This is a genomic window from Companilactobacillus bobalius (genome assembly GCF_009764355.1).
The window spans coordinates 1-24088 of the sequence record NZ_LNUA01000066.1 but is presented as its reverse complement, the minus strand read 5'-3'; the positions used below and the strand labels follow the sequence as shown (position 1 = coordinate 24088).

The following is a 24088-nucleotide window of genomic DNA, read 5'->3' as shown; positions in this document are numbered from 1 at the left end:
TCAACGAGGTTTTGTCTGTTTATCAACGAGGTTTTGTCTGTTTATCAACGAGGTTTTGTCTGTTTATCAACGAGGTTTTGTCTGTTTATCAACGAGGTTTTTAATAGTGATCGTTGATAAACAATCGTTGATTTTATATAATAGTTGTGGAGGTGTAATTATGAGCAATGAACTTATAAAATATGATCCAGAACTTAATACTATTCCCTTACGTAAATTCACCCCTATTGAAATGAATCTATTTTTTTCAATTATTTCTCGTATGCGTGATAAAGGGGATCAAACAGTTAGATTTTCTTTTGAACAACTTAAAGACTTGAGCAACTATAAACCAACTGCAAATAATCGCTTTGAAGATGATATTCAAAGAACTTATGAAAAACTAATGGGACTTCATTTTGGAAGACGTAGTAAATCTGGATTAAATAGAGAGATGTTTGTTATGTTTACTAAATTCAGCATTGTTGGTGAAGCTGATTCCCCTTATATAGATGTTGAAGTATATAAAGATGCTTTGCCACTTCTTAATAATTTAGATACATGGGTTAGATATGCTTTAGCGGAATTTAGAGATCTTAGAAGCAGTTACGCCAAAACTGCTTTTAGATTGTTAAAGGGTTTTAGAACAACAGGTTATGCTTTTTTATCAAAAGAAGACTTTTTTGAATTACTCGATATTCCTAAAAGCTATTGGAAAAAGTCAGGAGATATTGATAGGTATGTTATAAAGCCCATCAAAGAAGAGTTAACACCATTATTTAGAGGCCTAGCTATTAGAAAGAAATATGGCAAGGGACGTGGAAAACCAGTAATAGGGTATTCATTTACCTGGAAACCAGAAAAGAAAGGCGCTAATGACTTCTCACAAGGCAAATTACAAGATGAACGACAAAAACTTTTCAATATTCAGCATAATAGTGAACTAACAGAACAGGAAAAATGGCGCGCTACTGATAAAGTTAAAGGATTACCACTAGGATCCACTGAAAAACAAGCATTGGCTGATAAACAGGCTGAACATGATAAAAAAATAAGAGATCAAGCAAGACAAGAAGCACTTGCTGAACTCCGAAAGGGGTTTGGAAATAATGCCTAAAACAATTAGAGAACTTGCTGATGAATTAAAGGTCTCTAAACAAACTATTCAATACCACTACCAAAGACTACCAACAAAGAACCGACAAAAAGATAGTCAAGGTAAAAACGTGATCAGCCTTACAGCTGAAAGGATTATTAGAGGCAAGGTAGCAAAGAACTTGGTAGCAAAGAACCAACAAACAGGTAGCGAAAAAGCGACAAAGACTAGCAAAGAAAATAATGAGCTAATCGCTACTCTAAGAAGAGAAGTAGCAGATTTAAAGTTTCAACGGGACAAACAGCTTGCTACCAAAGATCAGCAAATAAGTAGCAAAGACCGACAAATTAATCATCTAACCAAATTAATAGATCAGCAACAACAACTTCAGTTAACAACTGTGACAGAAAACAAAGAACTAAAAGAACATGTACACAAATTAAGTGACTTGATTGAAATCTCTAATCCAGGCCAAAAACAGCAAGTGAATGACAAAGAAGATAGAACACATAATAATAAAAATTGGTGGCATTTTTGGAAATAGAAGTCAATTGGTAGATTATAAAATTAATCCGAACGGCAATCTTTTTCATTATTCATGTGATACAATATAGATAATCGTCTATGTTTAATGTGGAGGAATTTACTGATGCACTATGAGTATAAAGATTTGGCATCACTTTTAAAGGTGGTTGCTGAACCTAACCGTCTTAAGATTTTAGAAATGCTGTCCTGTGGTGAGATGTGTGGGTGTGATATACTTGCACACTTTAACTTTACACAACCGACTCTATCCCACCATATGAGTATTCTGGAAAAAAGTGGATTAGTTAACGTAAGAAAAGATACTAAGTGGCACTATTATTCTTTAAATTCAAACAAAAAAGAAGGACTGATTAGTGAATTAACACAAATACTATCTAAAACTGACCATTGCATATGTAAGGATTCACATTCAAACTGTTAGCTTTTTTATTTTGCATTATACATAGATAAATATCTATATGGAGGGCTATTATGCGTACTTCTAAAAATTTATCATTCATGGACCGTTATATGACCTTATGGGTATTTTTAGCTATGGCACTGGGAATTATTAGCGGTTTAGCTTTTCCATCGCTCCCTAAAATAATTAATAGTTGGTCTATCGGTACAACATCAATTCCAATAGCAATAGGCTTAATATTAATGCTATATCCACCACTAACCAAAGTTAATTATGGCAAAATGGGTGATGTATTTAAGGACAAAAAGGAACTTGCTTTTTCATTAGTTCAAAATTGGATCGTTGGCCCTATTTTAATGTTTGCTCTTGCTTTTATCTTTCTACACAATTATCCAAACTATATGATTGGTTTAATCATGATCGGTTTAGCACGGTGTATTGCTATGGTTATTGTGTGGAATGAATTAGCGCAGGGTAATAACGATTATGCTGCTGGTCTAGTAGCTTTTAACTCAATTTTTCAGATTTTGCTATATTCCGTTTATGCATACTTCTTTATTAGTGTCTTACCAAAATTCTTTGGGCTACAAACACAGACAATTAATATTACAATGAGTGAAATTGCTAAAAGTGTTTTTATTTATCTTGGTATTCCTTTCATTTTGGGCATTGGTTCTCGTTACTTTATCATTAGCACAAAGGGTAAAGAATGGTTTGAAGATAAATATGTACCAAAAATAAGTAGAATTACTACTTGGGCTTTACTCTTTACAATAGTAGTGATGTTTTCTGTCAAGGGTGCAAAAGTAGTTCAACTACCAATGGACGCAATAAGAATTGCTGTTCCTTTATTACTATATTTTGTCTTAATGTTCTTCATAACCTTTTGGATTGCGAAAAAGACTAAAACTAGTTATTCAATTTCTGCGACACAATCTTTCACCGCTGCAAGTAATAACTTTGAATTAGCTGTTGCAGTAACAGTCGCTATATTTGGCTTGAATTCTGGAGAAGCATTTGCTGCCGTTATTGGCCCAATGGTTGAAGTACCGGTAATGATCTTATTAGTTGATGTAGCACTATGGATTAAAAGAAAATATTATGATTAAGGAGTAACCAAATGAAAAAAATCTATTTTCTCTGTACCGGGAATTCATGTCGAAGCCAAATGGCCGAAGGATACGCAAAAGAACTTTTTCCTTCCGATAAATTTGAAATTAGAAGTGCGGGCGTAGAAAAGCATGGTTTAAACAAAAATGCAGTACAAGTTATGGCAGAAGATGGTGTCGATATTAGTCAGCAGTATTCAAAACTGATTGATTTAAATTACTTCAATTCAGCTAATCTAATTGTCACTTTATGCGGTGATGCACGAGATAAATGTCCAGTTATTCCACCACAAGCTACAAGTATTCATTGGCCATTACCCGACCCTGCAAAAACCACTGGAACAGAAAAAGAAAAACTACAAGCCTTTAGAAAAGTTCGAAACAAAATAAAAGATAATCTATTCGAACTTGTACAAAATTATAAATAGGGTCCATTTTTATAAAATCGCCCCTCGAAAACATTGAAAGAATAGCCCCCAATATCTATAATGTAGATATCGGGGGTTATTTTAATTTATTTTTTTATAAGTGCCCCTAAACTATAGCTATTGATTCAAGATTTCATGGGAGCCAGTTGCAACCAATAACAAAATCAATTCATCATGATCTAGCTGATAAATAACAATCCAGTTGTCATAATTTTTACCATAGTTTCCATATCTGGCAGGGTGAAATTCACGATAGCCACGCCAATTTCCTTTTAATGCATGATCTTTAATCTGTTTCAAAACAAGTACATCTTGTTCAACAATTGCTTCTAAACAAGGCTTCAAGACAGTTATTGGGAAATGTTTTTTGACTAGTTTTTTTAATTCACGTTCAAAAGATTTGGTCTGTTTAATTTGCATCTAGCTTATCGATCCAATCTTCAAAGTCAGTCAATGAACCAATGTTTTTGACCTGCCCTGTTTCTGCTTCTTTTTTAGCGGCTAAGGCTTCCGGAGAATCTAAAAAGCTGACTAATCGAACTTCATTATTGGCCGCTTTAACTAACGATAAGCGTATATACTCAGAAACGGTTAGCCCTTGTTTTGCTAGATTAGCTTTAGCCCGTTCACTAATGTCAGGTGTTACACGAGTTGAAATTGTCTTGTTTTTAATAATAGTATTACTCATTCTAATCCGCCTCCTTTAAGTTTACCATCGTACTACATTATAATATTCGATTTTTAGGTTTTCTGCAACTAAATTAATTTTAAAGTAAAGGAACTAACAGCTTATGCGACAAGTTGTCTTACCCATCAAAGATTCAAACGTTCGTCAACCACCATCGACTAAAGTCGATGGTGGTTGACCAAATGAAACTGGCAAGGGCGGAGTTCAACTTAATCAACGTAAGGGCCAAATTGCACGTGAAGATGTGGCTGAAGTGATTGTTGCAACGTTGCATAATGATCAAACAATTAAGAAAGAGTTTGCAATTAGCGAGGGAAAAACACCTGTCAGTGAGGCAGTTAGCCAGGTCTAATTCTATGTATAAAAATTCATTTGAAACATGTTCCATTTAGGACACATAAGCCCTTTATTTAATGGGACATGTTTTTTATTTGGGGAATAACTTTACAGTAAGACATTTTAAAGCTTATACTGGATTTGTTGAAAGCGCTTTACGTTACATGATCTTCGGCCGAAGATTTTCAATTATTATTTGAGGTGATTTTAATGAATGATTGGATTAACAACAAACTTCTTCCTCCAATTATGAAGTTTGTTAATACCAAAGCAATCACAAGCCTAAAGAATGGTATGTTAGTCAGTTTGCCATTTATTATGAGTGGATCTATATTCTTGCTTTTAAGTGCCTTTCCATTCGCACCAATTGCTAATTGGATGAAAGCAACTGGGTTAATTCCTTACTGGACGCAAGCCTACAACGCTTCTTTTGGAGTGGTAGCAATTTTTGCCGTAGTAGGAATTGCCTATACTTGGGTAAAAGATGATGGTTTTGAACCTTTGCCGGCCGGCATGACGGCTTTGGTAAGTTTCTTCCTAATTATGCGTCCTACGACAGCTGTTATGAATGGTACTAAAACTGTGGTTTCTGCTTCACAGGCACCAACGATGTTAACTGGATTTATTGATCGGACTTGGCTTGGTGGTCAAGGTATGATCGCTGCTATTATTGTTGGATTGTTAACTGGTTGGATTTATTCTTGGTTTATCAAAAATCATGTGACCATCAAATTACCAGATCAAGTTCCACCAGCAGTAGCAGAATCATTTGTGGCCTTGATTCCATCCTTTGTCATTATTACCGGTTGGTTAATCGTTTATATCTTATTTGATGCAACTGCTCATACAACTATGACACAGTGGATTTATCAAACTATTCAGACACCATTACAAGGAATGACAGACTCATTTGGTGGCGTTCTTATTATTTCACTATTGATTCCATTCTTCTGGTTCTTTGGTATTCATGGTGCGGTTATTGTCGGTGGTATCATGGGTCCAATTTTAGGTGCCAATAGTTTATCGAATGCCGCAATTTTTAAGGCACATGGTGTTGTGACAGCCGCAAATGGAGGTCATATTGCCGTTTCATCCTTACTTGATCAATTTGGTACTGTGACTGGTTCCGGTATAACAATTGGATTAGTTTTCTTCATGGCATTCTTTGCCAAGTCAGCTCAGATGAAGAGTATTGGGCGTTTGTCATTCGTACCAGGACTCTTCAATATTAACGAACCCGTTTTGTTCGGAGTTCCAGTTGTTATGAACCCAATTTTAATTTTGCCATTCATGTTTATGCCAGCCATATCAATGGGTTCCACATATTGGTTAATTAAATTAGGTGTTATTCCATACTTTACTGGTGTTCAGGTGCCATGGACCACACCACCAGTTATCTCTGGCTTATTAGTCGGTGGTTGGAAGATGATGATTTGGCAAGCAATTGTCTTAGTACTTTCGTTCTTCGTTTACTGGCCATTTGTACACAAACAAGATCAAATCTTGTATGGACAAGAACAAGTTGCAGCTGATAAAGAAGCACATATTAAAGAAGCTGAAGCTGCTGCCACTACAGAACACGCAACAAGTAATTAATATTTTATGGTTTGTAAAGCTCCCTGTGATGTAATTTTCATGGGGGCTTTTTTAGGTCTTGGGAGTATTTTATTAGTAATAAATTGATAAAATATGTTTCTGAATTAAATACCATTTCCTTGCGGAAGTTTACTTCAATTGAAATAAATTTATTTTCCCATTTATCTCTCATATGTATGATTATGATAATAAAATTAGACCGTTCGATCCTCTTATTATTAACTTCAAAATTTGAGTAACTATAAACCAACTTTAAATATTCGCTTGGAGAAAAATATGCGATAAACTTATGAAAAACTGATGGACTCCTATTTTGATTGCTGAAGTAACTCTGAATTAAATAAAGAATTATTTGTTATGTTTACTAAGTTTCGAATTGCTCCTATGTCAATAAATGGCACATCTTTTTCTAAACACTCGTTCTAATTCTGTCGGAATTAAACCAACTGATGTAATTTGAGGTTCGGATTACCAAGTCCTCAAAATTGGAAAAAGTTGTTTGAAAGGCAAACTCTCTCTTCAACAATGAGTGAAAAGCTTCAATTGGCCCATTATCATAAGGATAACCTTGTTTTGAGTATGAGTGGCTAATCTGATGCCGTTCAAGTAAAGTTTCAACTTCGTTGCTGGTGTACTGTGAACCCATGTCAGAGTGAAAATATTGTGGCTTTTGATGACATTCAAGCGCCTGATTAATCGTTTCTACAACTAACGTCGCCTCCATCTGACGACCAATCTTGAAAGCAAGAACTTGATGAACCTTTGGTTCGTAAATAGAACTGAGATAACCCCAGGTTCCTGGACATAATTCCAAATAAGTAATGTCAGCACGCCATATTACTGAAAAGCAGTTCTACAAAATTATGAGTAAGGTTGACGATCTATTAGGAATTAATTATCTAGGTACTCATACGATGCGCAAAACTGGGGCTTATCGTGTTTACACGCAATCAAATTACAATATTGGCCTAGTCATGCACTTACTAAATCACTCAAGTGAATCAATGACTTTAGCTTATTTAGGCTTGGATCAAGCAAGTACAGAAAACATGTTGAACCAAATTGATTTTGGGTAAATTAGTTTGATTTTGTTGTCGCCAACGGCGACTTCTGATACAGGTTTTTAATGGGTCTAGCACAACATAGAATAAATTCTATGTATAAGTGCGCATTAAACTCATTTCATTCCGTTTAATGACGCTAAAAAATAGCTAACTTGATCATTGAAATAAAGGTTGTTTTTTAGTTCAATGCGCACTTACACACAACAACTAAAGTTGATTGTGCTTATACTAAAAAAAGTTGTATTAGATTTCGCTGCGCTCAAACAAATCTTTTTAATTGCTTTACACCGTTTTTCTTTCTAAACTTAATTACCATCTTTGAATAACTAACTATAAAAAGATGCCTTTAATTTAAACCTGAAATAATTAGCTAATGTTAGGAGTAACTCAGATGGACGAAAAAAAAGTATTAAAGCCAATTGATGAAATGCTTGCTGATCCTTGGCAAGTTGATATTCAAGAATTGTTTGAAGCTTTTGTTCATGAACCTGATGAGATCAAACAGAATTTGTATAATTCCTTGTACACTTACATTTTGCAAAAAAGACAAGAAGATATTATTAATCGACCAGGATTTGTAATTTAGCCCTCTAAAAGCTCACTGAGGGCTTTTTATTTTGTTTTGGTATAAATTATATGTAAATATGCTTAAAACTGCTGAGAATTGAAAATAAAGGCCTTAAAAGGGACATAGCAGTTAAATTCTTATTATGTTTTAGAAAAGCTAACTGTTTGCTGTCAATGGTAGCGGACGAGCAAAGCGTGGGAGCATAAGGAATTGACAGCTCTAAACCAGTCTTAACACTGAATTGGCGAAAGCCAAAGTTTCTATAAAACTTTGCTTTCCTGCCTAACGGCGAGTGAAAAAGCGGTTAAGCTGGCTCAGCTTGGACGGGGTTCGGGGCGTCAGCGCCCGAATTAATGTGGCTTGCCACACCTTTTTAGGCAACGAACGAAGTGAGGCGCAAGGAGCATAGCGACTGGAATTTAATGTGAGCCGGTTTTTGGCTCACTCCTTTGTATTTTTGTTTTAGATTTTGATCTTGTACAGCGGTGCCTCTTTTATACCTCTTTTATAAACCTCTTTTAAACCTCTTTTAGACCCCTATTGCGCCTTACTCCCCCAAGGCGTACAGAAGTTTATCGACTACATTTTGTCTGTTTATCGACTACATTTTGTCTGTTTATCGACTACATTTTGTCTGTTTATCGACTACATTTTGTCTGTTTATCGACTACATTTATTTACTCCTGTATTCAAATAAGGTAGTATTATTCAAGGAGGTTATTTTATGAGCAATGAATTAGTCAAATATGACCCTGAATTAAATACAATCCCCTTGCGAAGGTTTACTCCTGTAGAAATGAATTTGTTCTTTTCTGTAGTTTCTAGAATGCGTGATAAAGGTGATGATACTGTTAGATTTACCTTTGATCAGTTAAAAGAGTTAAGTGCCTATAAGCCAACCGCAAATAATCGGTTTATTGATGACATACAAAGTACATATCAAAAAATACTAGGTCTTAGATTTGGCTCTCGAAGTAAAGATGGTCTTGATAGAGAGATGTTTGTCATGTTCACTCGATTTGAAATTAAGGGATCTGCAGACGTTCCTTATGTTGATATTCAAATTTATCCCAAAGCGTTGAAACTTCTAAATAATCTCGAAAGTTGGGTTCGTTATGCTTTGACAGAGTTCCGAGATTTAAAGAGTAGTTACGCAAAAACAACTTTTCGTATTCTTAAACAATTCCGAACCACTGGTTATGCTTATTTTTCTAAAAATGATTTCTTTGAACTACTAGATATTCCACAAAGCTATTGGAGTAAGCCTGCGAACGTTGAATCTAGGGTTATTCGCCCAATTAAGGAAGAACTAACCCCTTTGTTTAGAGGCCTAACTATACGAAAAAAATATGGTAAAGGTCGTGGGAAACCAGTGATTGGTTATACTTTTACTTGGAAGCCTGAAAGAAAAGACGCAAACGACTTTTCTCAAGGTAAGTTCCAAGATGAGCGTCAAAAACTTTTTAATATCCAGAATAATGGTGAATTAACAGAACAAGAAAAATGGCGTGCTACCGATAAAGTTAAAGGCCTACCACTAGGCTCAACTGAAAAACAGATTTTAGCCGAACGACAGATTGAGCATGATAAAACAATAAGAGATCAGACAAGACAAGAAATGCTTGCTGAACTCCGAAAGGGGTTTGGAAAACATGCCTAAAACTATTAGAGAACTTGCTGATCAATTGAATGTCTCCAAACAGACTATTCAATATCATTACCAAAGACTACCAGCAAAGAATCGGCAAAAAGATAGTCAGGGTACAAACATGATTAGCCCTAAAGCTGAAAGGATTATCAGAGACAAAGTAGCAAAGCCTTTGGTAGCAAAGAACCAACAAACAGGTAGCAAAAAAGAGACAAAGACTAGCGAAGAAAATAATGAGCTAATCGCTACTCTAAGAAGAGAAGTAGCAGATTTAAAGTCTCAACGTGACAAACAGCTTGCTACCAAAGACCAACAAATAGATCATCTAATAAAACTGATAGATCAGCAACAACAACTTCAATTAACAACTGTAGCAGAAAATAGAGAGCTAAAAGCCCATATTCAAAAAATAAATGGCTTACTTGAAACTTCTAAGTCATCTCAGAAACGACAAAACAATTCTCCAGAAGAGGACATGTATAAAAATAAGCGCAATAAAAACTGGTGGCACTTTTGGTAAAGATTTCTTATATTAGCAAAAATTTTATATAGTTAATTAACTGAATAAATCATATTAGTGATAAAAGAGAGGGGTATATATTTTGTATAAGGGTTTTAACTTAACTTTAAATCGTGCAGATAAAATGGATTTTATGGACATTTCTTCTCAAGATCTTGAATTGTATTCATCAGGTTTACGTAAACTTCGTTCAAATTTATTGGATAGAGTTAGCTCTAATATAGATTTGAAAGATGAAACTGGAATAATAGACGTAACTAAATTAAAAAATAATTGGTTTCCAGAAAACAATTATGATGTTTTCATATCACACTCTCACAATGATGTGTTGATTGCTAAGAGAATAGCGTGTTGGTTAAAAAATGAGTTTGATATTGATGCCTTTATAGATTCAACCGTTTGGGGATACTCAAATGATCTTCTTAAAAAGATTGATGATAATTATTGTGTTTTGTCTAAAAATAAAAAAAATGGCATGATAACTTATGACTATGACAAGCGAAACTATTCAACTAGCCAAGTAAATTTGATATTGTCATCAGCATTGCATGACATGATTGATTCTTGTGAATGTATTATTTTCTTAAACACAGAAAATTCTATTAGTGTTGTTAACACTATTAAAAATAAGACTAATTCTCCATGGATATATGATGAGCTTCAAACTACTAGGCTTATAAATAAAAAAGTACCAGAAAGACTACTATTAGAGACAGAAATTAGACAATCTGATTATATCAATAAGAGTTCTAATGAACTCCCACCTTTCCAGCATGATGTAACTCAAGAACTCACCAAATTATTAAAAATAACGAGAGATGATTTAGTGAATTGGAAACGCCAGTGGAGTTCTATACAAAATAAGGGTAACCGTAAACCGTTAGATCTATTATATTCTCATAGATTATAAAACGGTCGTTATTAAATTGGGGGAAATTGTATTGGGATACAAAGTTTTTGTTTCATACAAATACAAAGATAGTAATGTAGCATCACTAAGTGGATACTATAAAAATACCGTTAGGGATTATGTTGATTACCTGCAAACTACTAAATTTAGTGGCGATGATTTAAACAAGGCCGAAAATGATGACCAAGATCTAAGCGTATTTAAAGATGAAACTATACGTACAAAATTAAAGGAAAAAATATGGGACTCGTCAGTTACTTTAGTTTTGATTTCCCCTAATATGGTTGAACGCTTCAAGCCTGAAAAAGATCAATGGATTCCATGGGAAATTGCTTATTCTTTACGTACACAAACAAGAATAACAACAAGGAGTTTACCCAACGCTATTATTGCAGTTGTTCTTCCTGATGAACTTAATAGTTATGAATATTTTATAACTCATTGGACTTATGAAGAACAAGATAATCCAAAAGAAAAGACAGTAAGAACAATACATACAGATAAAACTTTTCAAGTAATAGCTAAAAACATGTTTAATCAGAAAAATCCTGATATTAAAGAGATTTATGGAAAAACTGTCTATTTTGGTAATAGCTCATATATTACTGCTATCGAGTGGAAAGATTTTATATTAGATGTTGATGGCTGCTTAGACAGAGCTATCTCTTTAAGAAATAGCATTGCTGACTATAATATGTGCAGGAAGCCCTAATAGGCTAATTTATATTTTGGAGGATATATACGTGAAAAACGGTGAAAATAAGCGTTTGCATATTCAAATGATTGAAGACGTTATTAATCGTATGTCATCTAATTCATTTCTTATAAAAGGGTGGTCATTGACGATACTTGGTGGATTAATAACTGTGTATTTAGCTAATATCAATAAATCTATGAGCTACTTAATTTTGTTATTATGTCTCTTTTTTTGCTTAATGTTTTGGGTTAGCGATACTTTTTATCTAAGAGAGGAAAGATATTTCCGAAATCTTTATGATGTTGTAAGGAAAAAAGATGAAAAAGATATTGATTTTTCAATGCAGCCCATTAGATCCGGAGAATCTTTTTTGTGTTGTATGATGAGACCCATATTTTTGATGTCCTACTTACCAATCTTCATAGTAATTATGGGTGCTCTATTATTGTTAAGACATAATTGAAATTCAATTTTTCAAATAATACCAAAATACTTATTGCCATTTTTAGTTAAAAATCATTCAGGGTCTATAATTAACAAATAGCCCCTCAAAAACATTGAAAGAATAACCCCTAATATCTATAATGTAGATATTGGGGGTTATTTATGTGTTTATACAATTTATAGTCCCTTGATAAGGACCCTATTTATATTATTTCTGCTTCAATAATTTTTATATCTTTTTCATAATCTCTTTCTGAATAATTCTGTTCAAATCCCCTTAATAACTCTGAATTTAGTTTCTTAGCTGACATTTCCATTCCAATCATAGTTATACTTCCCGAAGTAACCCCACCAACGACTGGAACAATTTTCGCAATTCCAGAGGCTAGTCCCTTTTTGGTTAGTGTTTTGCTAGCAACTATACTAGTTATTTTTTTTAATAATGGGTACCACAAAGTTTTCATTAAAGGTTTCCCTAATATTTGTTTAGAAGCATACTTTATAGCATTAGAACTTGACACCCGCAACAAAGAAGCTGATCCATTTACTCCAGCCATTGTTCCTAAAAATAATAACAATCCATTTGTTTGAATTTTTCCATCTTCTTCGATCAAATCATCAAAATCATATATATAGGCTAATTGTTGAGCCAATCTGATGGAGTAAACCATGTTTTGAATAATATCGCCAGGTATTGTCCCTGCTATTGCAATTCCCCCGGGAATTCCAGTAAGAAAAGAAATAACAGTAGTATTTCTTACCGTTGCTGTAATTTGTTTTTGTGCAACTTTTTTTCTTTCTTTTAAGGAAATATCTAAGTGCCCATTGATAATATCTGATTCTGTTACTTTAAATACTTTTGCTAAATATTCAGATCTGTTAACATGTGCAACTGGATTTTCAACGACTAATTTTAAGAGTGAGCGAAAATCATTATTTGTGATTGCTTCTAACATTTTATTATTATTTAATGATTGCTTACCTGAATCCATTATTTCTAACTCCTTAGCATTGGTAGTTTTTAATTATATTACCGGCATAAATTGAATGGTTAATCGCTGATTAGTTGCCTGCGCAATCTCAGACAATACCCTAGTCGAAGCATTCATTGATCCATTTTCAATTCTAGCAATGGTTGATTGTGGTTTACCAATTAGACTAGCAAATGCACGTTGACTCATACCCATATTTTCACGGAGATCACGGACTTTAACTGCTACCTCTAAATTGATGTTTTCTTGTTCAACGAGTTTTGCAAAATCAGGATTGTTTTTACTTCTTTCAGTAACATATGCGTCAATTTTACTCATTGTTGGTCCTCCTTGTTAAAATACTTGCTGCGTCGATTCCGAGCAATTTTCTTTTCACTTTCTGGTGTTTTTTGCGTTTTCTTTGTGAATGCATTGGTGATTAAGTACTGAGATCCTTGTACTTGGAAATAGATAGCTCTCTGAATATTTGAAGCTCTCTTAGAACGAATCTCATAGAGATTGTTTTCTAGCTTTTTGACCCATAATTGACGTTCTGCGATGATTAGACCGTTATTTTCAATATTTTGAATGGTCGCAATTAATTTGGCAGCGTCTTTATCAGGTAATTGATCCAAAAATTGTTTAAATTCATTCCAGTCATAATAGTCAAATTCCATTTTTTTCATATTCACATGATAGCTTATTGGCTATCAAAAAGCAAACAAATATGTTATTACACAAATCCTTGGTACAAGCGGAAGTGTGAAATTCATATTTCCGCTTGTACCAAGGGATTACGTCTCCACCAACGAGGTGATTTTTATATGCAACAAATTGTCCTACCAATCAAAGATTCAAATGTACTTAATGATGTTCAAGATACTTTACTCAATAACTTTAAAGCTGGCCGGCGTAACTATACAGTTTTTCAAGTTGGCAAAGCTACGCTACTGCGAGTGAGTGATGTCATGCGCTTAAAACAAACCGATATTTTTAATCCGGACGGTTCTATTAAACAAAATGCGTTCATTCACGACCGAAAAACGGGTAAGCCTAATATCTTGTATCTTAAACCAGTTCAAACAGAGCTCTTATTGTACCGTCAATGGCTACTTAATCATAGACTAGCCTCTGAGTGGCTCTTTCCTTCCATTCAACACCCCGAGCGCCATATCACGGAAAAACAGTTCTACAAAATTATGAGTAAGGTTGGCGATCTGTTAGGAATTAATTATCTGGGTACTCATACGATGCGCAAAACCGGGGCTTATCGAGTCTACACGCAATCAAATTATAATATTGGCTTAGTCATGAATCTGCTCAATCATTCCAGTGAGGCGATGACTTTAGCTTATTTAGGTTTAGACCAGGCCAGTACCGAAACGATGCTGGATCAAATTGATTTTGGTTAGGAGGCTGGCTTTATGGATTTAGATTTTGAAACCAACAAGTATGATCTTTTTGATGATTGGCATCAAAACAAGACTAAACAAGCCTTTACACAAAAGTTGCAACAACAAGCTCAAATTGAAAAAACACAATTACCGCAATTATTGTCGCGTGAAGACTTAAAAATTCGTTGGCAGATGAACTCTCGTCAAAGTGTTCATCAAGTTGCTAATAAGCCTGATTTTCCGCAACCCGTTTTTGCTTTTAATCATGGTAAGACGCCACTTTACTTAGCAACTGAAATTCAAATTTTTGAAATTAATCACCCCTGGGTGATAACTCCTGGTGCTCGTCTTGCTTATAGTCATTGGATCCTTCGTAATGTGATTGATCAATCTTGATATTCAGCTCTAGGTTTTTGAGGGTTTACTCTAGGTTTTTTATAGTTGGCGCTAGCCTTCTAATACAAATAATACCCATCGATGGGGATTAAATCTACCCTTGACACTTGTCAAGGGTGTAAGTGCGCATTGACCTCGTTTCACTCGGTTTACTGATAACTATAAAATCTGTTTTTGCCGTTGTTGAATTGACTGTATTTTTAATTCAATTTATGTTTGCACCTAACTAAGATTGTTATGGTTTAAATATTTAAAAAGTGTTGCAGATCCCACTGTTTTAAGCCAAAATTTTTTAATTGCTTTGTGCAGATAATCTTTATAAGCTTGGTAATAAATTTTGAATAACGGTGCTATAAGATCTGTGAATTTAAACTGAAAGCATTATTTTGATGTTAGGAGTCATTAAGATTGACGAAAAGAAAGTATTAAAGCCAATTGATGAAATGCTTGCTGATCCTTGGCAAGTTGATATTCAAGAATTGTTTGAAGCTTTTGTCAATGAACCTGGCGAGATCAAAAGGAATCTGTATGATTCCCTTGATACTTATTTTTTGCAAAAAAGGCAAGAAGATATTAATAATCGTCCAGGCTTCGTTATTTAGCCCTCTAAGAGCCTGCTGAGGGCTTTTTATTTTTGTTTTGGTATAAATATATATGAATAGTCTTAAAATTGCTAGAAACGAAAAATAAGGCCCTAAAAAACGAACATAGCAGATAAGTTCTTGTTAAGATTCAAAAAAACTAACTGTTTGCTGTCAATGGTAGCGGACGAGCAAAGCGTGGGAGCATAAGGAATTGACAGCTCTAAACCAGTCTTAACACTGAATTGGCGAAAGCCAAAGTTTCTATAAAACTTTGCTTTCCTGCCTAACGGCGAGTGAAAAAACGGTCAAGCTGTTTCAGCTTGACGGGGTGCGGGGCGTCAGCGCCCGTATAAATGTGGCTTGCCACACCTTTTTAGGCAACGAACGAAGTGAGGCGCAAAGAGCGTAGCGAATGGAGTTTAATGTGAGCCGGTTTTTGGCTCACTCCTTTGTGTTTTTGATTTTAGGTCTTGATCTCGTACAGTGGTGCCTCTTATATACCTCTTTTATAAACCTCTTTTAAACCTCTTTTAGACCCCTCTTGAACCTTACTCTCCCAAGGCTTATAGAAGTTTATCAAGTAGGTTTTGTCTGTTTATCAAGTAGGTTTTGTCTGTTTATCAAGTAGGTTTTGTCTGTTTATCAAGTAGAACTATAAAGTTGACTACTTGATAAACATAATCTAAAATTAATTTGTAATCATTAGGAGGTACAGCATGGGAAATGAAATTATTAAATATGATCCAGAGTTAAATACCATTCCACTTCGAAAATTTACTCCAGTTGAAATGAATTTATTTTTTTCGATTATTTCTCGTATGCGTGATAAGAGTGATCAGACCATTCGTTTTACTTTTGATCAATTAAAAGAGCTAAGTGCTTATAAACCTACTGCAAATAACCGTTTTGAAGATGACATTCAGAGAACTTATGAAAAAATGATGGGATTACATTTTGGTAGACGAAGTAAAAGTGGATTAACTCGAGAGTTTTTTGTTTTGTTTACAGAATTTAAAATTGATGGAGATGCAGAAGAACCTTATGTAGACGTAAAAGTTTATGAACGTGCTTTACCCCTTTTAAACAAGCTTGAAAGTTGGGTTCGTTATGCGTTGGCAGAGTTTAGAGATTTAAAAAGTAGTTACGCAAAAACAATGTTTCGGTTACTAAAACAGTTCAGAACCACTGGATATGCTTATTTTTCTAAAGAAGACTTTTTTGAATTACTAGATATGCCCAAAAGTTACTGGAATAGTCCCTCTAACGTCGATAAATTTGTTATAAAACCCATTAAAGAAGAATTAACTCCTTTGTTTAGAGGATTAACGGTTAGAAAAAAATATGGTAAAGGGCGTGGGAAACCAGTTATTGGCTATTCGTTTACCTGGAAACCAGAAAAGAAAGATGCCAATGATTTCTCACAAGGCCAATTACAAGATGAGCGTCAAAAGCTTTTTAATATTCAGCATAATGGTGAATTAACAGAGCAGGAAAAATGGCGCGCCATTGACAAGGTTAAGGGGTTAACTTTAGGCTCTACTGAGAAACAAGCATTGGCTGATAAACAGGCCGAGCACGATAAAAAAATAAGAGATCAAGCAAGACAAGAAGCACTTGCTGAACTCCGAAAGGGGTTTGGAAATCATGCCTAAAACTATTAGAGAACTTGCTGATGAATTGGGCGTTTCAAAGCAGGCTATATGGCAAAAGATAAAAAGAGATGTGTCAATCGATTTACGTCAATTTACATCAACAAAAGGCAATACTGTTTACGTTGATGTTGATGGGCAAAAAGCTATTAAAGCAATGTTCTCAAACGATTCATCAACAAGATACCGTCAACAAAAAGATGATGTTGACGACAACAAAAAAGATGCGGTTGATGGACAAGATGAAGTGAAATTCCTTCGAAATTTAGTATCAGAATTTCAATCTGAAAAGAAAGAGTTACATAAGTTACTAGATCAGCAACAAAGATTGGCCTTACAGGACAAACAACTGCTCGAAGAATACAAGGCAGAAATTAAGGACTTGAAAGCCTTAACGATGGCACCGCATGATAATAGTGAAAAAGAAGTGACGTCAGACAAACAACCGGAACCTGAAAATAGCACCCCGGAGTCACAACCTAAACCTAAAAAGTGGTGGCGTTTTGGTAAATAGTTACAACTAAAAAAGAAAAGAAGACTAGTTAAATAGCGGAAGATAAATTTGAACAATCTGTAGCTGCCAAGCTAAAGGGTGAGGGCTGGGACTGTCCCACAGATTATTCTGGTGGGTAGATTGTAAAATTAATCCGAACGCTGTTCGGATTAATTCAAATCTTTATTAAAAAATATTTCATCTTATTTAACAAGAAACCATATTTATATAACAACATAAAATACACTAAGTTATTTTATTGAACATATATCGTACTTTATCTATCCGACTATTTGGACGACGGGGCTGGCAAACAGGTTCACCGGTAGTAACATGGTACCCTTTTAACTCTGTTAAACAAACACTACGTCCATTTGTAAAGAAAGTTAAATCACTACGATATTCTTGAATACACCGAGCAGGGATTTCTCCACTAAGAATGACCTCATTATTTTTCAATTGAGTGTCTACGATGTTCGCACAATATTTAGGAGCATCGTTGTATGCTCGTGAAAGATATTCCTGTGGCGCATAAATTTTAAAACTAAGATATGGCTCTAACAATTCTGTTCCAGCTTTTTTTAAGACTTGTTCCAATACAATAGGAGCAAGCATCCGAAAATCTGCTGGGGTACTAACAGGGCTATAGTATAAGCCATACTTAAAACAGATTTTACAATCCGTCACATTCCAACCATATAATCCTTGTTCGCAACCATAGCGTATCCCTTCCATAACTGCATTTTGAAATGATTGATTTAAGTATCCAAGAGAAACCGAGCTCTCATACTGCATTCCACTTCCCAACGGAAGCGGTGATACAGATAAACCAATGGAAGCCCAGAAAGGATTTGGCGGCACTTCGATGTGAATGGTATATTCTGCATTTTTTAACGGTCTCTCCATATAAATGACTGTAGGCTCTTTTAGTTCTATCTCCACATGATACTTTTCTTGCAACAGTGCACTAATCACTTCCATTTGTACTTTCCCTAAGAAAGAAAGTATAATTTCATGTGTCGTAGAATCCACGTAATATCGTAGAAGCGGATCACTATCTGAGATTTCCAAAAGGGCATCAAGCAACATTTCTCTCTGTTCAGGTTTACTCGGTTCAACAGTTGTTTGTAGTAGAGGGTGCGGATTTTCAATCTTTTTTCTCTGTGGCAATAGTTTTGTATCTCCAAGAACACTATTTAACTTCAAAAACTCATTTTGCAAAATAACAATTTCTCCAGAATAAGCTCTATCAATCTTACATAATTCACCATTTATTGAAGTATACATTTCTGTAACTTTTATTTTTTCTTTTTCTGATACTCTAACCGAATCTCGTAAATGTAGTACTCCACTATAAAGGCGTATATATGCAAGACGTTGTCTTTTTTTTGTATATTCAATTTTGAAAACATTTCCGCAAAGTTCAGACGGACCTCGATGTGTTGATGAATAAAATTTATTCGTAATCACTTCTATAAGGTTATCAATCCCTATATTGTTTTTTGCACTTCCGTGATAAACAGGGAACAGGGAACAATTATGAAATCTTATGCTTTCCTCTTGTTCGAGTTCCAATGCTTCTAATGATTTACCGGACATATATTTCTCTAAAAGGTCATCGTTTCCCTCTATTACCGTATCCCATTGTTCAGATTCGGTAAAGTTCGTCACACACATATTAGGATACAGTTCTACCTTCTGTTTGATTACAATTTCGGCAGAAAGTTTCTCTTTAATATCCTGATAAACCGTTGATAAATCAATTCCATTTTGGTCAATCTTATTGATAAAAAAGATTGTGGGAATCCCCATTTTCCTAAGTGCATGAAATAATATACGAGTTTGTGCTTGTACGCCATCTTTTGCAGAAATCAGTAGAATTGCCCCATCTAAAACTGATAATGAACGATATACTTCTGCTAAGAAATCCATATGTCCTGGCGTGTCTATGATGTTCACCTTCGTATTTTCCCACTGAAAAGAGGTTATTCCTGTCTGAATTGTAATTCCTCTCTGACGTTCTAAAAGCGTATTATCCGTCCTCGTTGTACCTTTGTCCACGCTTCCTAATTCTGTAATCGCTCCACTGTTATATAATAAGCTTTCTGTTAAGGTAGTTTTTCCTGCATCAACATGAGCTAAAACTCCAATATTAATAATTTTCATGTGATTTTCCTCCATTCAAAAACCCAAAAGGGCATAAAAATCCCAGTGATAAATACTTTTATCACTGGGATTTTTATGCATAACCATAGGTATACAAAGCATACAGATATTCTCTGGATACTTTAGAATCACATGATAAAGGTATTCTTAAACTGGGTACAAAAAACTAAGCCCTCCTAAAAAAGGACATCTAATTATTTGTTCCCGCTATCAAATTGACAGTTTATTTAAGAATACCTTGCCGCATATTTATTAACTCCTTTTAAATAGTCACTTAAATAATAGCACGTAAGAGCATATTTGTAAAGGAATCTCCAATTTTTTATCAAAAAGAGTACATGATTACAAAGTATCTGTAATCATGTACCAATATTTGTTATTTTACAATCTTCCAATTATCTTGTTTTTCTAATATCAACTCAAATTGCGAGATTTGGGTTGCCTTTGTTTCTTGATCTAAATATTTCACAGCGACATTCACGATTACTTGGTTATCTTTTCTGGTAAAGATAGGATTCACCAATTCCTCGAAAACATATTCCTTGTTAATCATAGGTAACACATGATTACTTACATAGTAAGTCAATTCTTTTTCTGTGGCGGTAGGATAGAGCTGGAAGAACGTTTCTAAAAAGCTAATGATTTCGTCCATCGTTTCTGTATCTACTGTATGGTCACTTTCTAGCTGTTTGGGTTGGTAGTCCGATTTTTGAGGTTTCTTACTCATTGTCGGATTTTTGATAATAACCATATTATCTGATTCATCTATATGGACAACCACATGAAAGCTAGACGATATAGTTTCCTTGTCTTTGTCTTCGGTAATAACTTGTTCAACAGAAAACAGTACCTCAAAGGTGTTCTCATTCACTTGAGAAACCTGCCACACCTGTATATCGTTCACACTAGAACTAGTAGGAATATCCTTACGAATCATTTCTTCATTTAATACCTGCAATTCTTCCGTCAAATAATGGGTCAATTTCTCATTTCGTTTATCAATGGCTTCTTGGGATTGGAGAGGAGAGTAATTTTTTCAAAGAAAAGGGGGTAAAAACTATGATTAAAAAAGGCATTACAAGAGTAATAATAAAAGTAATGAATTCTTGGAGTTCAATTTTTTCAACGTTACCAGGGTAACTTTTGGGAATCGGAATTAAAAAGTCGAGGAAGATTGGTAAATATACAATGCTATTAACTATTACAACACTACTTATTCCGATTACGTAATGAACCATAGAAAAAGTTAGGACTTGATTGTGTCTGAAGTATTTTTTTTGAGCCTGCTGTACAGTTTTTTTCCTAGTTACAATGTCATGCCTTGCAGCGTTGAATAGGAGTGAAAAGCCTATTAATGCAACAATTATTAATATAAAGCCGAATGAATTGGTAACTCCAACTTCTGAAGTGAAATTTAGAAAAAAAGGGCCCAAATATTTGGAGATGAACCAACTAGATAAAATTGAAATAATAATTGTAAGAATGTTTTTAAAATAGCCATTTTCAATGATAGTATCATTTATATGGTCACATAAATATAAAAAATCAATTGTTATGAGAAAAAAAACAACTAATATTACGATTAACCATGAGTACAAGGCTGATTCAACCTCCTTAAAAATTATTTGCTCAATATCCGAACACACGTTCGAGTAGACGGCTTAATTTTAGCACAGAAAAACAAGAAAACAAATTTTTGTCGGATTATTTTCGAACAAAAAAGATCTTCCAGGAAAATGGGAAGATCAAGTAAGCTATATATTTTTAAGGGCCCATTTTTAACAAATAACCCCTCAAAAACATTGTTAAAATAGCCCCCAATATCTATAATGTAGATATTGGGGGCTATTTTGTTTCTTTTATCAATAAATAACATCTGCTTTTCAGAAAAATTGTTGGACCTTTGTACTAATTGAACTAATTTCTTGCTGAGATAAAGTGGCCACAACTTCGCCATCTGATCGTTTTGTTGGATCGACAGCACGGACATGTTGCAATAACGCTGTCCCGTGAATTTTCCCGTTATCTATCCTGATAAATAACGGCGATTTAGCATACTTTTCTTGGGTACGATATTTGTCAGAGGTACTGATTGGCACAACTAGCACCGTATTAAAATAGCGATTATAGTGATCGTTGCTTACAACTAAACACGGTCGCTTTTTCTTAGTTTCAGTGCCTTTAGCCGGATCTAAATTAATCCATAAAATAGCGCCTTGTTTTAATTTCATTAATCAAAGTCTTCGCTTTCTACGTCTTTACCCCAATCAACTTCTGTTGTACTGAGATTTCCAAACTTTTTTTCTTGTTCATCAACAAGTTGCCATAGATCCGGTTTACTACGGACAATCATTACTTTACCATTTGGTTCAATCTGCCATTCAATTGTGTCAGTAGACCGAACTTTTAACAGTTCACGTACTGTTTTAGGAATTGTAATCTGATTTTTACTTGTGATCTTCGAGCTAACCTTAGTTACATTACCTGCGCTCACAATATCATCTCCTTACTTTTTCCTTACAAAAATAATAACATAACTGCTTTAATATCTCAAGAAAAGGAGAAAAGACTATGCAACAAGTTGTCTTACCCATCAAAGATTCAAACGTTCTTAAAGAGGTTCAAGATACGTTACTCAATAACTTTAAAGCTGGCCGACGTAACTATACGATTTTTCAAGTTGGTAAAGCGACGCTACTGCGAGTGAGTGACGTTATGGGCTTAAAACAGGCCGATATTTTTAATCCGGACGGTTCTATTAAACAAAATGCGTTTATTCATGACCGAAAAACTGGTAAACCTAATACCTTGTACCTTAAACCTGTTCAAACAGAGCTCTTATTGTACCGTCAATGGCTGCTTGATCATAAGCTGGATTCTGAATGGCTCTTTCCTTCAATTCAACACCCAGAACGCCATATTACTGAAAAACAGTTCTACAAAATTATGAGTAAGGTTGGCGATCTATTAGGCATTAATTATCTAGGTACTCATACGATGCGCAAAACTGGGGCTTATCGTGTTTACACGCAATCAAATTACAATATTGGCCTAGTCATGCACTTACTAAATCACTCAAGTGAATCAATGACTTTAGCTTATTTAGGCTTGGATCAAGCAAGTACAGAAAACATGTTGAACCAAATTGATTTTGGGTAAATTAGTTTGATTTTGTTGTCGCCAACGGCGACTTCTGATACAGGTTTTTAATGGGTCTAGCACAACATAGAATTCATTCTATGTGTAAGTGCGCACTGACCTTGTTTCACTCGGTCTTCTGATAACCATAAAATCAATTTTTGTCGTTGTTGAATTGACTGTATTTTTAATTCAATTTATGTTTGCACCTAACTAAGATTGTTATGTTTTAAATATTTAAAAAGTGTTGCGGATTACGCTGTTTTAAGCCAGATTTTTTTAATCGTTCTGTGCAAAGAATCTTTATAAGTTTGGTAACAAATTTTGAATAACGGTACTGTAAAATCTGTAAATCTAAACTGAAATCATTATTTTGATGTCAGGAGTAATTAGGATGGACGAAAAGAAAGTATTAAAACCAATTGATGAAATGCTTGCTGATCCATGGCAAGTTGATATTCAAGAATTGTTTGAAGCTTCTGTCAATGAACCTGACGAGATCAAAAAGAACTTGTATGGTTCCCTGTATACTTATATTTTGCAAAAAAGACAAGAAGATATTATTAATCGCCCAGTCTTTGTAATTTAGGCCTCTAAAAAGTCGCTGAGGGATTTTTATTTTGACTTTGGTATAAATGTATATAAGTAGCCTTAAAATCGCTGAGAACAAAAAATAAGGCCCTTAAAAAGGGACATAGCAGTTAAATCTTTATCAAGTTTTAGAAAAGCTAACTATTTGCTGTCAATGGTAGCGGACGAGCGCAGCGTGGGAGCATAAGGAATTGACAGCTCTAAACCAGTCTTTACACTGAAATGGCGAAAGCCAAAGTTTCTACAAAACTTTGCTTTCCTGCCTAACGGCGAGTGAAAAAGCGGTCAAGCTGGCTCAGCTTGGACGGGGTTCGGGGCGTCAGCGCCCGAATTAATGTGGCTTGCCACACCTTTTAAGCAACGAACAGCGTGAGGCGCAAGGAGCTGTGCGACTGGAGTTTAATGTGAGCCGTTTTTTGGCTCACTCCTTTGTGTTTTTTTGTTTTAGGTTTGTATCTCGTACAGTGGTGCCTCTTATATACCTCTTTTATAAACCTCTTTTAAACCTCTTTTAGACCCCTCTTGAGCCTTACTCTCCCAAGGCTCACAGAAGGTTATCAACGAGGTTTTGTCTGTTTATCAACGAGGTTTTGTCTGTTTATCAACGAGGTTTTGTCTGTTTATCAATTGATAAACAATCGTTGATTTTATATAATAGTTGTGGAGGTGTAATTATG

28 protein-coding genes and 4 pseudogenes are annotated in these 24088 nt (G+C 34.7%); 20 read left to right on the top strand and 12 right to left on the bottom strand.

The window, feature by feature from the left end:
- Positions 1–160: 160 nt before the first annotated feature.
- The 5 genes from ATN92_RS14940 (at position 161) to arsC (ending at position 3558) form a co-directional block, all read left to right on the top strand.
- Positions 161–1096, top strand: coding sequence for a replication initiation protein (locus ATN92_RS14940; RefSeq protein ID WP_087721309.1), 936 nt, complete (start codon positions 161–163; stop codon positions 1094–1096).
- Entirely contained in the window at positions 1089–1619 is a 531-nt protein-coding gene (locus ATN92_RS14935; protein ID WP_024526981.1) for a DUF536 domain-containing protein, read from the top strand. Before ATN92_RS14940 ends, ATN92_RS14935 begins: the two co-directional genes overlap by 8 nt.
- Before the next feature lie 105 nt (positions 1620–1724).
- On the top strand, positions 1725–2042 hold the full coding sequence (locus ATN92_RS14930) for an ArsR/SmtB family transcription factor (RefSeq protein WP_012391388.1): 318 nt from the start codon (positions 1725–1727) through the stop codon (positions 2040–2042).
- A gap of 50 nt (positions 2043–2092) precedes the next feature.
- On the top strand, positions 2093–3130 hold the full coding sequence (arsB, locus tag ATN92_RS14925) for an ACR3 family arsenite efflux transporter (protein WP_054644019.1): 1038 nt from the start codon (positions 2093–2095) through the stop codon (positions 3128–3130).
- Positions 3131–3141: 11 nt separating this feature from the next.
- Positions 3142–3558 carry an arsenate reductase (thioredoxin) gene (arsC, locus tag ATN92_RS14920; RefSeq protein WP_024526977.1) on the top strand — a complete coding sequence of 139 codons (417 nt, stop codon included), beginning with the start codon at positions 3142–3144 and terminating at the stop codon, positions 3556–3558.
- Between the two features lie 117 nt (positions 3559–3675).
- Here the strand turns inward: arsC and ATN92_RS14915 are convergent, their stop codons facing one another.
- Positions 3676–3978 carry a type II toxin-antitoxin system YafQ family toxin gene (locus tag ATN92_RS14915; RefSeq protein WP_005917927.1) on the bottom strand — a complete coding sequence of 101 codons (303 nt, stop codon included), beginning with the start codon at positions 3976–3978 and terminating at the stop codon, positions 3676–3678.
- Positions 3968–4246 (bottom strand): plasmid mobilization protein, encoded by a 279-nt coding sequence (locus tag ATN92_RS14910; protein ID WP_003625288.1) that lies wholly within the window; start codon positions 4244–4246, stop codon positions 3968–3970. Before ATN92_RS14910 ends, ATN92_RS14915 begins: the two co-directional genes overlap by 11 nt.
- A 546-nt stretch (positions 4247–4792) precedes the next feature.
- Between ATN92_RS14910 and ATN92_RS14905 the strand changes: the two genes are divergently transcribed.
- On the top strand, positions 4793–6178 hold the full coding sequence (locus ATN92_RS14905; RefSeq protein WP_056950594.1) for a PTS sugar transporter subunit IIC: 1386 nt from the start codon (positions 4793–4795) through the stop codon (positions 6176–6178).
- 409 nt (positions 6179–6587) lie between these two features.
- Here ATN92_RS14905 and ATN92_RS14900 read toward each other — a convergent pair.
- A pseudogene (locus ATN92_RS14900) lies at positions 6588–7016 on the bottom strand (transposase); the annotation flags it as partial.
- Between ATN92_RS14900 and ATN92_RS14895 the strand changes: the two are divergent.
- The 7 genes and pseudogenes from ATN92_RS14895 to ATN92_RS14865 all read left to right on the top strand — a co-directional run.
- Positions 7009–7254, top strand: a pseudogene (locus ATN92_RS14895) (tyrosine-type recombinase/integrase); the annotation flags it as partial. The pseudogenes ATN92_RS14900 and ATN92_RS14895 overlap by 8 nt on opposite strands.
- Before the next feature lie 361 nt (positions 7255–7615).
- The gene (locus ATN92_RS14890; protein WP_001748064.1) at positions 7616–7828 is read left to right on the top strand and encodes a hypothetical protein; all 213 of its coding nucleotides are present in this window, start codon (positions 7616–7618) and stop codon (positions 7826–7828) included.
- A 706-nt stretch (positions 7829–8534) separates the two neighbouring features.
- The gene (locus ATN92_RS14885) at positions 8535–9470 is read left to right on the top strand and encodes a replication initiation protein (protein ID WP_003690715.1); all 936 of its coding nucleotides are present in this window, start codon (positions 8535–8537) and stop codon (positions 9468–9470) included.
- Positions 9463–9978 (top strand): DUF536 domain-containing protein, encoded by a 516-nt coding sequence (locus tag ATN92_RS14880; RefSeq protein WP_056950781.1) that lies wholly within the window; start codon positions 9463–9465, stop codon positions 9976–9978. The genes ATN92_RS14885 and ATN92_RS14880 overlap by 8 nt, the downstream gene beginning before the upstream one ends.
- A gap of 82 nt (positions 9979–10060) precedes the next feature.
- Positions 10061–10888 (top strand): hypothetical protein, encoded by an 828-nt coding sequence (locus ATN92_RS14875; RefSeq protein WP_056950784.1) that lies wholly within the window; start codon positions 10061–10063, stop codon positions 10886–10888.
- A 31-nt stretch (positions 10889–10919) separates the two neighbouring features.
- A complete protein-coding gene (locus ATN92_RS14870; RefSeq protein WP_056950787.1) occupies positions 10920–11600 on the top strand; it encodes a TIR domain-containing protein in 681 nt (226 codons plus the stop codon).
- A gap of 31 nt (positions 11601–11631) precedes the next feature.
- The gene (locus tag ATN92_RS14865) at positions 11632–12048 is read left to right on the top strand and encodes a hypothetical protein (RefSeq protein WP_056950789.1); all 417 of its coding nucleotides are present in this window, start codon (positions 11632–11634) and stop codon (positions 12046–12048) included.
- Between the two features lie 184 nt (positions 12049–12232).
- On the opposite strand, the gene ATN92_RS14860 is transcribed toward ATN92_RS14865, so the two are convergent.
- The 3 genes from ATN92_RS14860 to ATN92_RS14850 are packed head-to-tail and all read right to left on the bottom strand — an operon-like array spanning position 12233 to position 13686.
- Positions 12233–13021: a hypothetical protein gene (locus ATN92_RS14860; RefSeq protein ID WP_056950792.1), complete on the bottom strand. Its 789-nt coding sequence runs from the start codon at positions 13019–13021 to the stop codon at positions 12233–12235.
- A 33-nt stretch (positions 13022–13054) separates the two neighbouring features.
- Positions 13055–13339 (bottom strand): helix-turn-helix domain-containing protein, encoded by a 285-nt coding sequence (locus ATN92_RS14855; RefSeq protein WP_010015131.1) that lies wholly within the window; start codon positions 13337–13339, stop codon positions 13055–13057.
- The gene (locus tag ATN92_RS14850) at positions 13336–13686 is read right to left on the bottom strand and encodes a type II toxin-antitoxin system RelE/ParE family toxin (RefSeq protein ID WP_011117005.1); all 351 of its coding nucleotides are present in this window, start codon (positions 13684–13686) and stop codon (positions 13336–13338) included. Before ATN92_RS14850 ends, ATN92_RS14855 begins: the two co-directional genes overlap by 4 nt.
- Positions 13687–13824: 138 nt before the next feature.
- On the opposite strand from ATN92_RS14850, the gene ATN92_RS14845 reads away from it, so the two are divergent.
- The 5 genes from ATN92_RS14845 (at position 13825) to ATN92_RS14825 (ending at position 17537) form a co-directional block, all read left to right on the top strand.
- A complete protein-coding gene (locus ATN92_RS14845; protein WP_056950795.1) occupies positions 13825–14412 on the top strand; it encodes a site-specific integrase in 588 nt (195 codons plus the stop codon).
- Between the two features lie 12 nt (positions 14413–14424).
- Positions 14425–14790 carry a hypothetical protein gene (locus ATN92_RS14840; protein WP_056950798.1) on the top strand — a complete coding sequence of 122 codons (366 nt, stop codon included), beginning with the start codon at positions 14425–14427 and terminating at the stop codon, positions 14788–14790.
- Positions 14791–15179: 389 nt separating this feature from the next.
- Positions 15180–15392 carry a hypothetical protein gene (locus ATN92_RS14835; protein ID WP_087721311.1) on the top strand — a complete coding sequence of 71 codons (213 nt, stop codon included), beginning with the start codon at positions 15180–15182 and terminating at the stop codon, positions 15390–15392.
- Positions 15393–16090: 698 nt separating this feature from the next.
- On the top strand, positions 16091–17026 hold the full coding sequence (locus ATN92_RS14830) for a replication initiation protein (protein WP_001748065.1): 936 nt from the start codon (positions 16091–16093) through the stop codon (positions 17024–17026).
- On the top strand, positions 17019–17537 hold the full coding sequence (locus ATN92_RS14825) for a helix-turn-helix domain-containing protein (protein ID WP_056950769.1): 519 nt from the start codon (positions 17019–17021) through the stop codon (positions 17535–17537). Before ATN92_RS14830 ends, ATN92_RS14825 begins: the two co-directional genes overlap by 8 nt.
- A gap of 225 nt (positions 17538–17762) precedes the next feature.
- On the opposite strand, the gene tet(M) is transcribed toward ATN92_RS14825, so the two are convergent.
- The 6 genes and pseudogenes from tet(M) to ATN92_RS14795 all read right to left on the bottom strand — a co-directional run bounded on the left by tet(M) (position 17763) and on the right by ATN92_RS14795 (position 22176).
- Positions 17763–19682 (bottom strand): tetracycline resistance ribosomal protection protein Tet(M), encoded by a 1920-nt coding sequence (gene tet(M) / locus ATN92_RS14820; RefSeq protein WP_000691727.1) that lies wholly within the window; start codon positions 19680–19682, stop codon positions 17763–17765.
- Positions 19683–19697: 15 nt separating this feature from the next.
- Positions 19698–19745: pseudogene (locus ATN92_RS19685) on the bottom strand (hypothetical protein); the annotation flags it as partial.
- A 313-nt stretch (positions 19746–20058) separates the two neighbouring features.
- Positions 20059–20712: pseudogene (locus tag ATN92_RS14810) on the bottom strand (conjugal transfer protein); the annotation flags it as partial.
- Positions 20681–21280 carry a hypothetical protein gene (locus ATN92_RS14805; RefSeq protein WP_056950771.1) on the bottom strand — a complete coding sequence of 200 codons (600 nt, stop codon included), beginning with the start codon at positions 21278–21280 and terminating at the stop codon, positions 20681–20683. The gene ATN92_RS14805 and the pseudogene ATN92_RS14810, both read right to left, overlap by 32 nt.
- Before the next feature lie 285 nt (positions 21281–21565).
- The gene (locus ATN92_RS14800; protein WP_024002471.1) at positions 21566–21913 is read right to left on the bottom strand and encodes a type II toxin-antitoxin system PemK/MazF family toxin; all 348 of its coding nucleotides are present in this window, start codon (positions 21911–21913) and stop codon (positions 21566–21568) included.
- A complete protein-coding gene (locus ATN92_RS14795) occupies positions 21913–22176 on the bottom strand; it encodes a type II toxin-antitoxin system PrlF family antitoxin (protein ID WP_001748062.1) in 264 nt (87 codons plus the stop codon). The genes ATN92_RS14800 and ATN92_RS14795 overlap by 1 nt, the downstream gene beginning before the upstream one ends.
- Before the next feature lie 77 nt (positions 22177–22253).
- Between ATN92_RS14795 and ATN92_RS14790 the strand changes: the two genes are divergently transcribed.
- Positions 22254–22841 carry a site-specific integrase gene (locus ATN92_RS14790; RefSeq protein ID WP_025016518.1) on the top strand — a complete coding sequence of 196 codons (588 nt, stop codon included), beginning with the start codon at positions 22254–22256 and terminating at the stop codon, positions 22839–22841.
- A 355-nt stretch (positions 22842–23196) separates the two neighbouring features.
- The gene (locus ATN92_RS14785; protein ID WP_056951279.1) at positions 23197–23409 is read left to right on the top strand and encodes a hypothetical protein; all 213 of its coding nucleotides are present in this window, start codon (positions 23197–23199) and stop codon (positions 23407–23409) included.
- Positions 23410–24088 lie beyond the last annotated feature (679 nt).

Excerpts from the sequence above, each read along its gene's own strand:
- ATN92_RS14940 (WP_087721309.1), top strand. The coding sequence starts at position 161 with ATGAGCAATGAACTTATAAAATATGATCCAGAACTTAATACTATTCCC.
- ATN92_RS14935 (WP_024526981.1), top strand. The coding sequence starts at position 1,089 with ATGCCTAAAACAATTAGAGAACTTGCTGATGAATTAAAGGTCTCTAAA.
- ATN92_RS14930 (WP_012391388.1), top strand. The coding sequence starts at position 1,725 with ATGCACTATGAGTATAAAGATTTGGCATCACTTTTAAAGGTGGTTGCT.
- arsB (WP_054644019.1), top strand. The coding sequence starts at position 2,093 with ATGCGTACTTCTAAAAATTTATCATTCATGGACCGTTATATGACCTTA.
- arsC (WP_024526977.1), top strand. The coding sequence starts at position 3,142 with ATGAAAAAAATCTATTTTCTCTGTACCGGGAATTCATGTCGAAGCCAA.
- ATN92_RS14915 (WP_005917927.1), bottom strand. The coding sequence starts at position 3,978 with ATGCAAATTAAACAGACCAAATCTTTTGAACGTGAATTAAAAAAACTA.
- ATN92_RS14910 (WP_003625288.1), bottom strand. The coding sequence starts at position 4,246 with ATGAGTAATACTATTATTAAAAACAAGACAATTTCAACTCGTGTAACA.
- ATN92_RS14905 (WP_056950594.1), top strand. The coding sequence starts at position 4,793 with ATGAATGATTGGATTAACAACAAACTTCTTCCTCCAATTATGAAGTTT.
- ATN92_RS14890 (WP_001748064.1), top strand. The coding sequence starts at position 7,616 with ATGTTAGGAGTAACTCAGATGGACGAAAAAAAAGTATTAAAGCCAATT.
- ATN92_RS14885 (WP_003690715.1), top strand. The coding sequence starts at position 8,535 with ATGAGCAATGAATTAGTCAAATATGACCCTGAATTAAATACAATCCCC.
- ATN92_RS14880 (WP_056950781.1), top strand. The coding sequence starts at position 9,463 with ATGCCTAAAACTATTAGAGAACTTGCTGATCAATTGAATGTCTCCAAA.
- ATN92_RS14860 (WP_056950792.1), bottom strand. The coding sequence starts at position 13,021 with ATGGATTCAGGTAAGCAATCATTAAATAATAATAAAATGTTAGAAGCA.
- ATN92_RS14855 (WP_010015131.1), bottom strand. The coding sequence starts at position 13,339 with ATGAGTAAAATTGACGCATATGTTACTGAAAGAAGTAAAAACAATCCT.
- ATN92_RS14850 (WP_011117005.1), bottom strand. The coding sequence starts at position 13,686 with ATGAAAAAAATGGAATTTGACTATTATGACTGGAATGAATTTAAACAA.
- ATN92_RS14845 (WP_056950795.1), top strand. The coding sequence starts at position 13,825 with ATGCAACAAATTGTCCTACCAATCAAAGATTCAAATGTACTTAATGAT.
- ATN92_RS14840 (WP_056950798.1), top strand. The coding sequence starts at position 14,425 with ATGGATTTAGATTTTGAAACCAACAAGTATGATCTTTTTGATGATTGG.
- ATN92_RS14835 (WP_087721311.1), top strand. The coding sequence starts at position 15,180 with ATGTTAGGAGTCATTAAGATTGACGAAAAGAAAGTATTAAAGCCAATT.
- ATN92_RS14830 (WP_001748065.1), top strand. The coding sequence starts at position 16,091 with ATGGGAAATGAAATTATTAAATATGATCCAGAGTTAAATACCATTCCA.
- ATN92_RS14825 (WP_056950769.1), top strand. The coding sequence starts at position 17,019 with ATGCCTAAAACTATTAGAGAACTTGCTGATGAATTGGGCGTTTCAAAG.
- ATN92_RS14800 (WP_024002471.1), bottom strand. The coding sequence starts at position 21,913 with ATGAAATTAAAACAAGGCGCTATTTTATGGATTAATTTAGATCCGGCT.
- ATN92_RS14790 (WP_025016518.1), top strand. The coding sequence starts at position 22,254 with ATGCAACAAGTTGTCTTACCCATCAAAGATTCAAACGTTCTTAAAGAG.
- ATN92_RS14785 (WP_056951279.1), top strand. The coding sequence starts at position 23,197 with ATGTCAGGAGTAATTAGGATGGACGAAAAGAAAGTATTAAAACCAATT.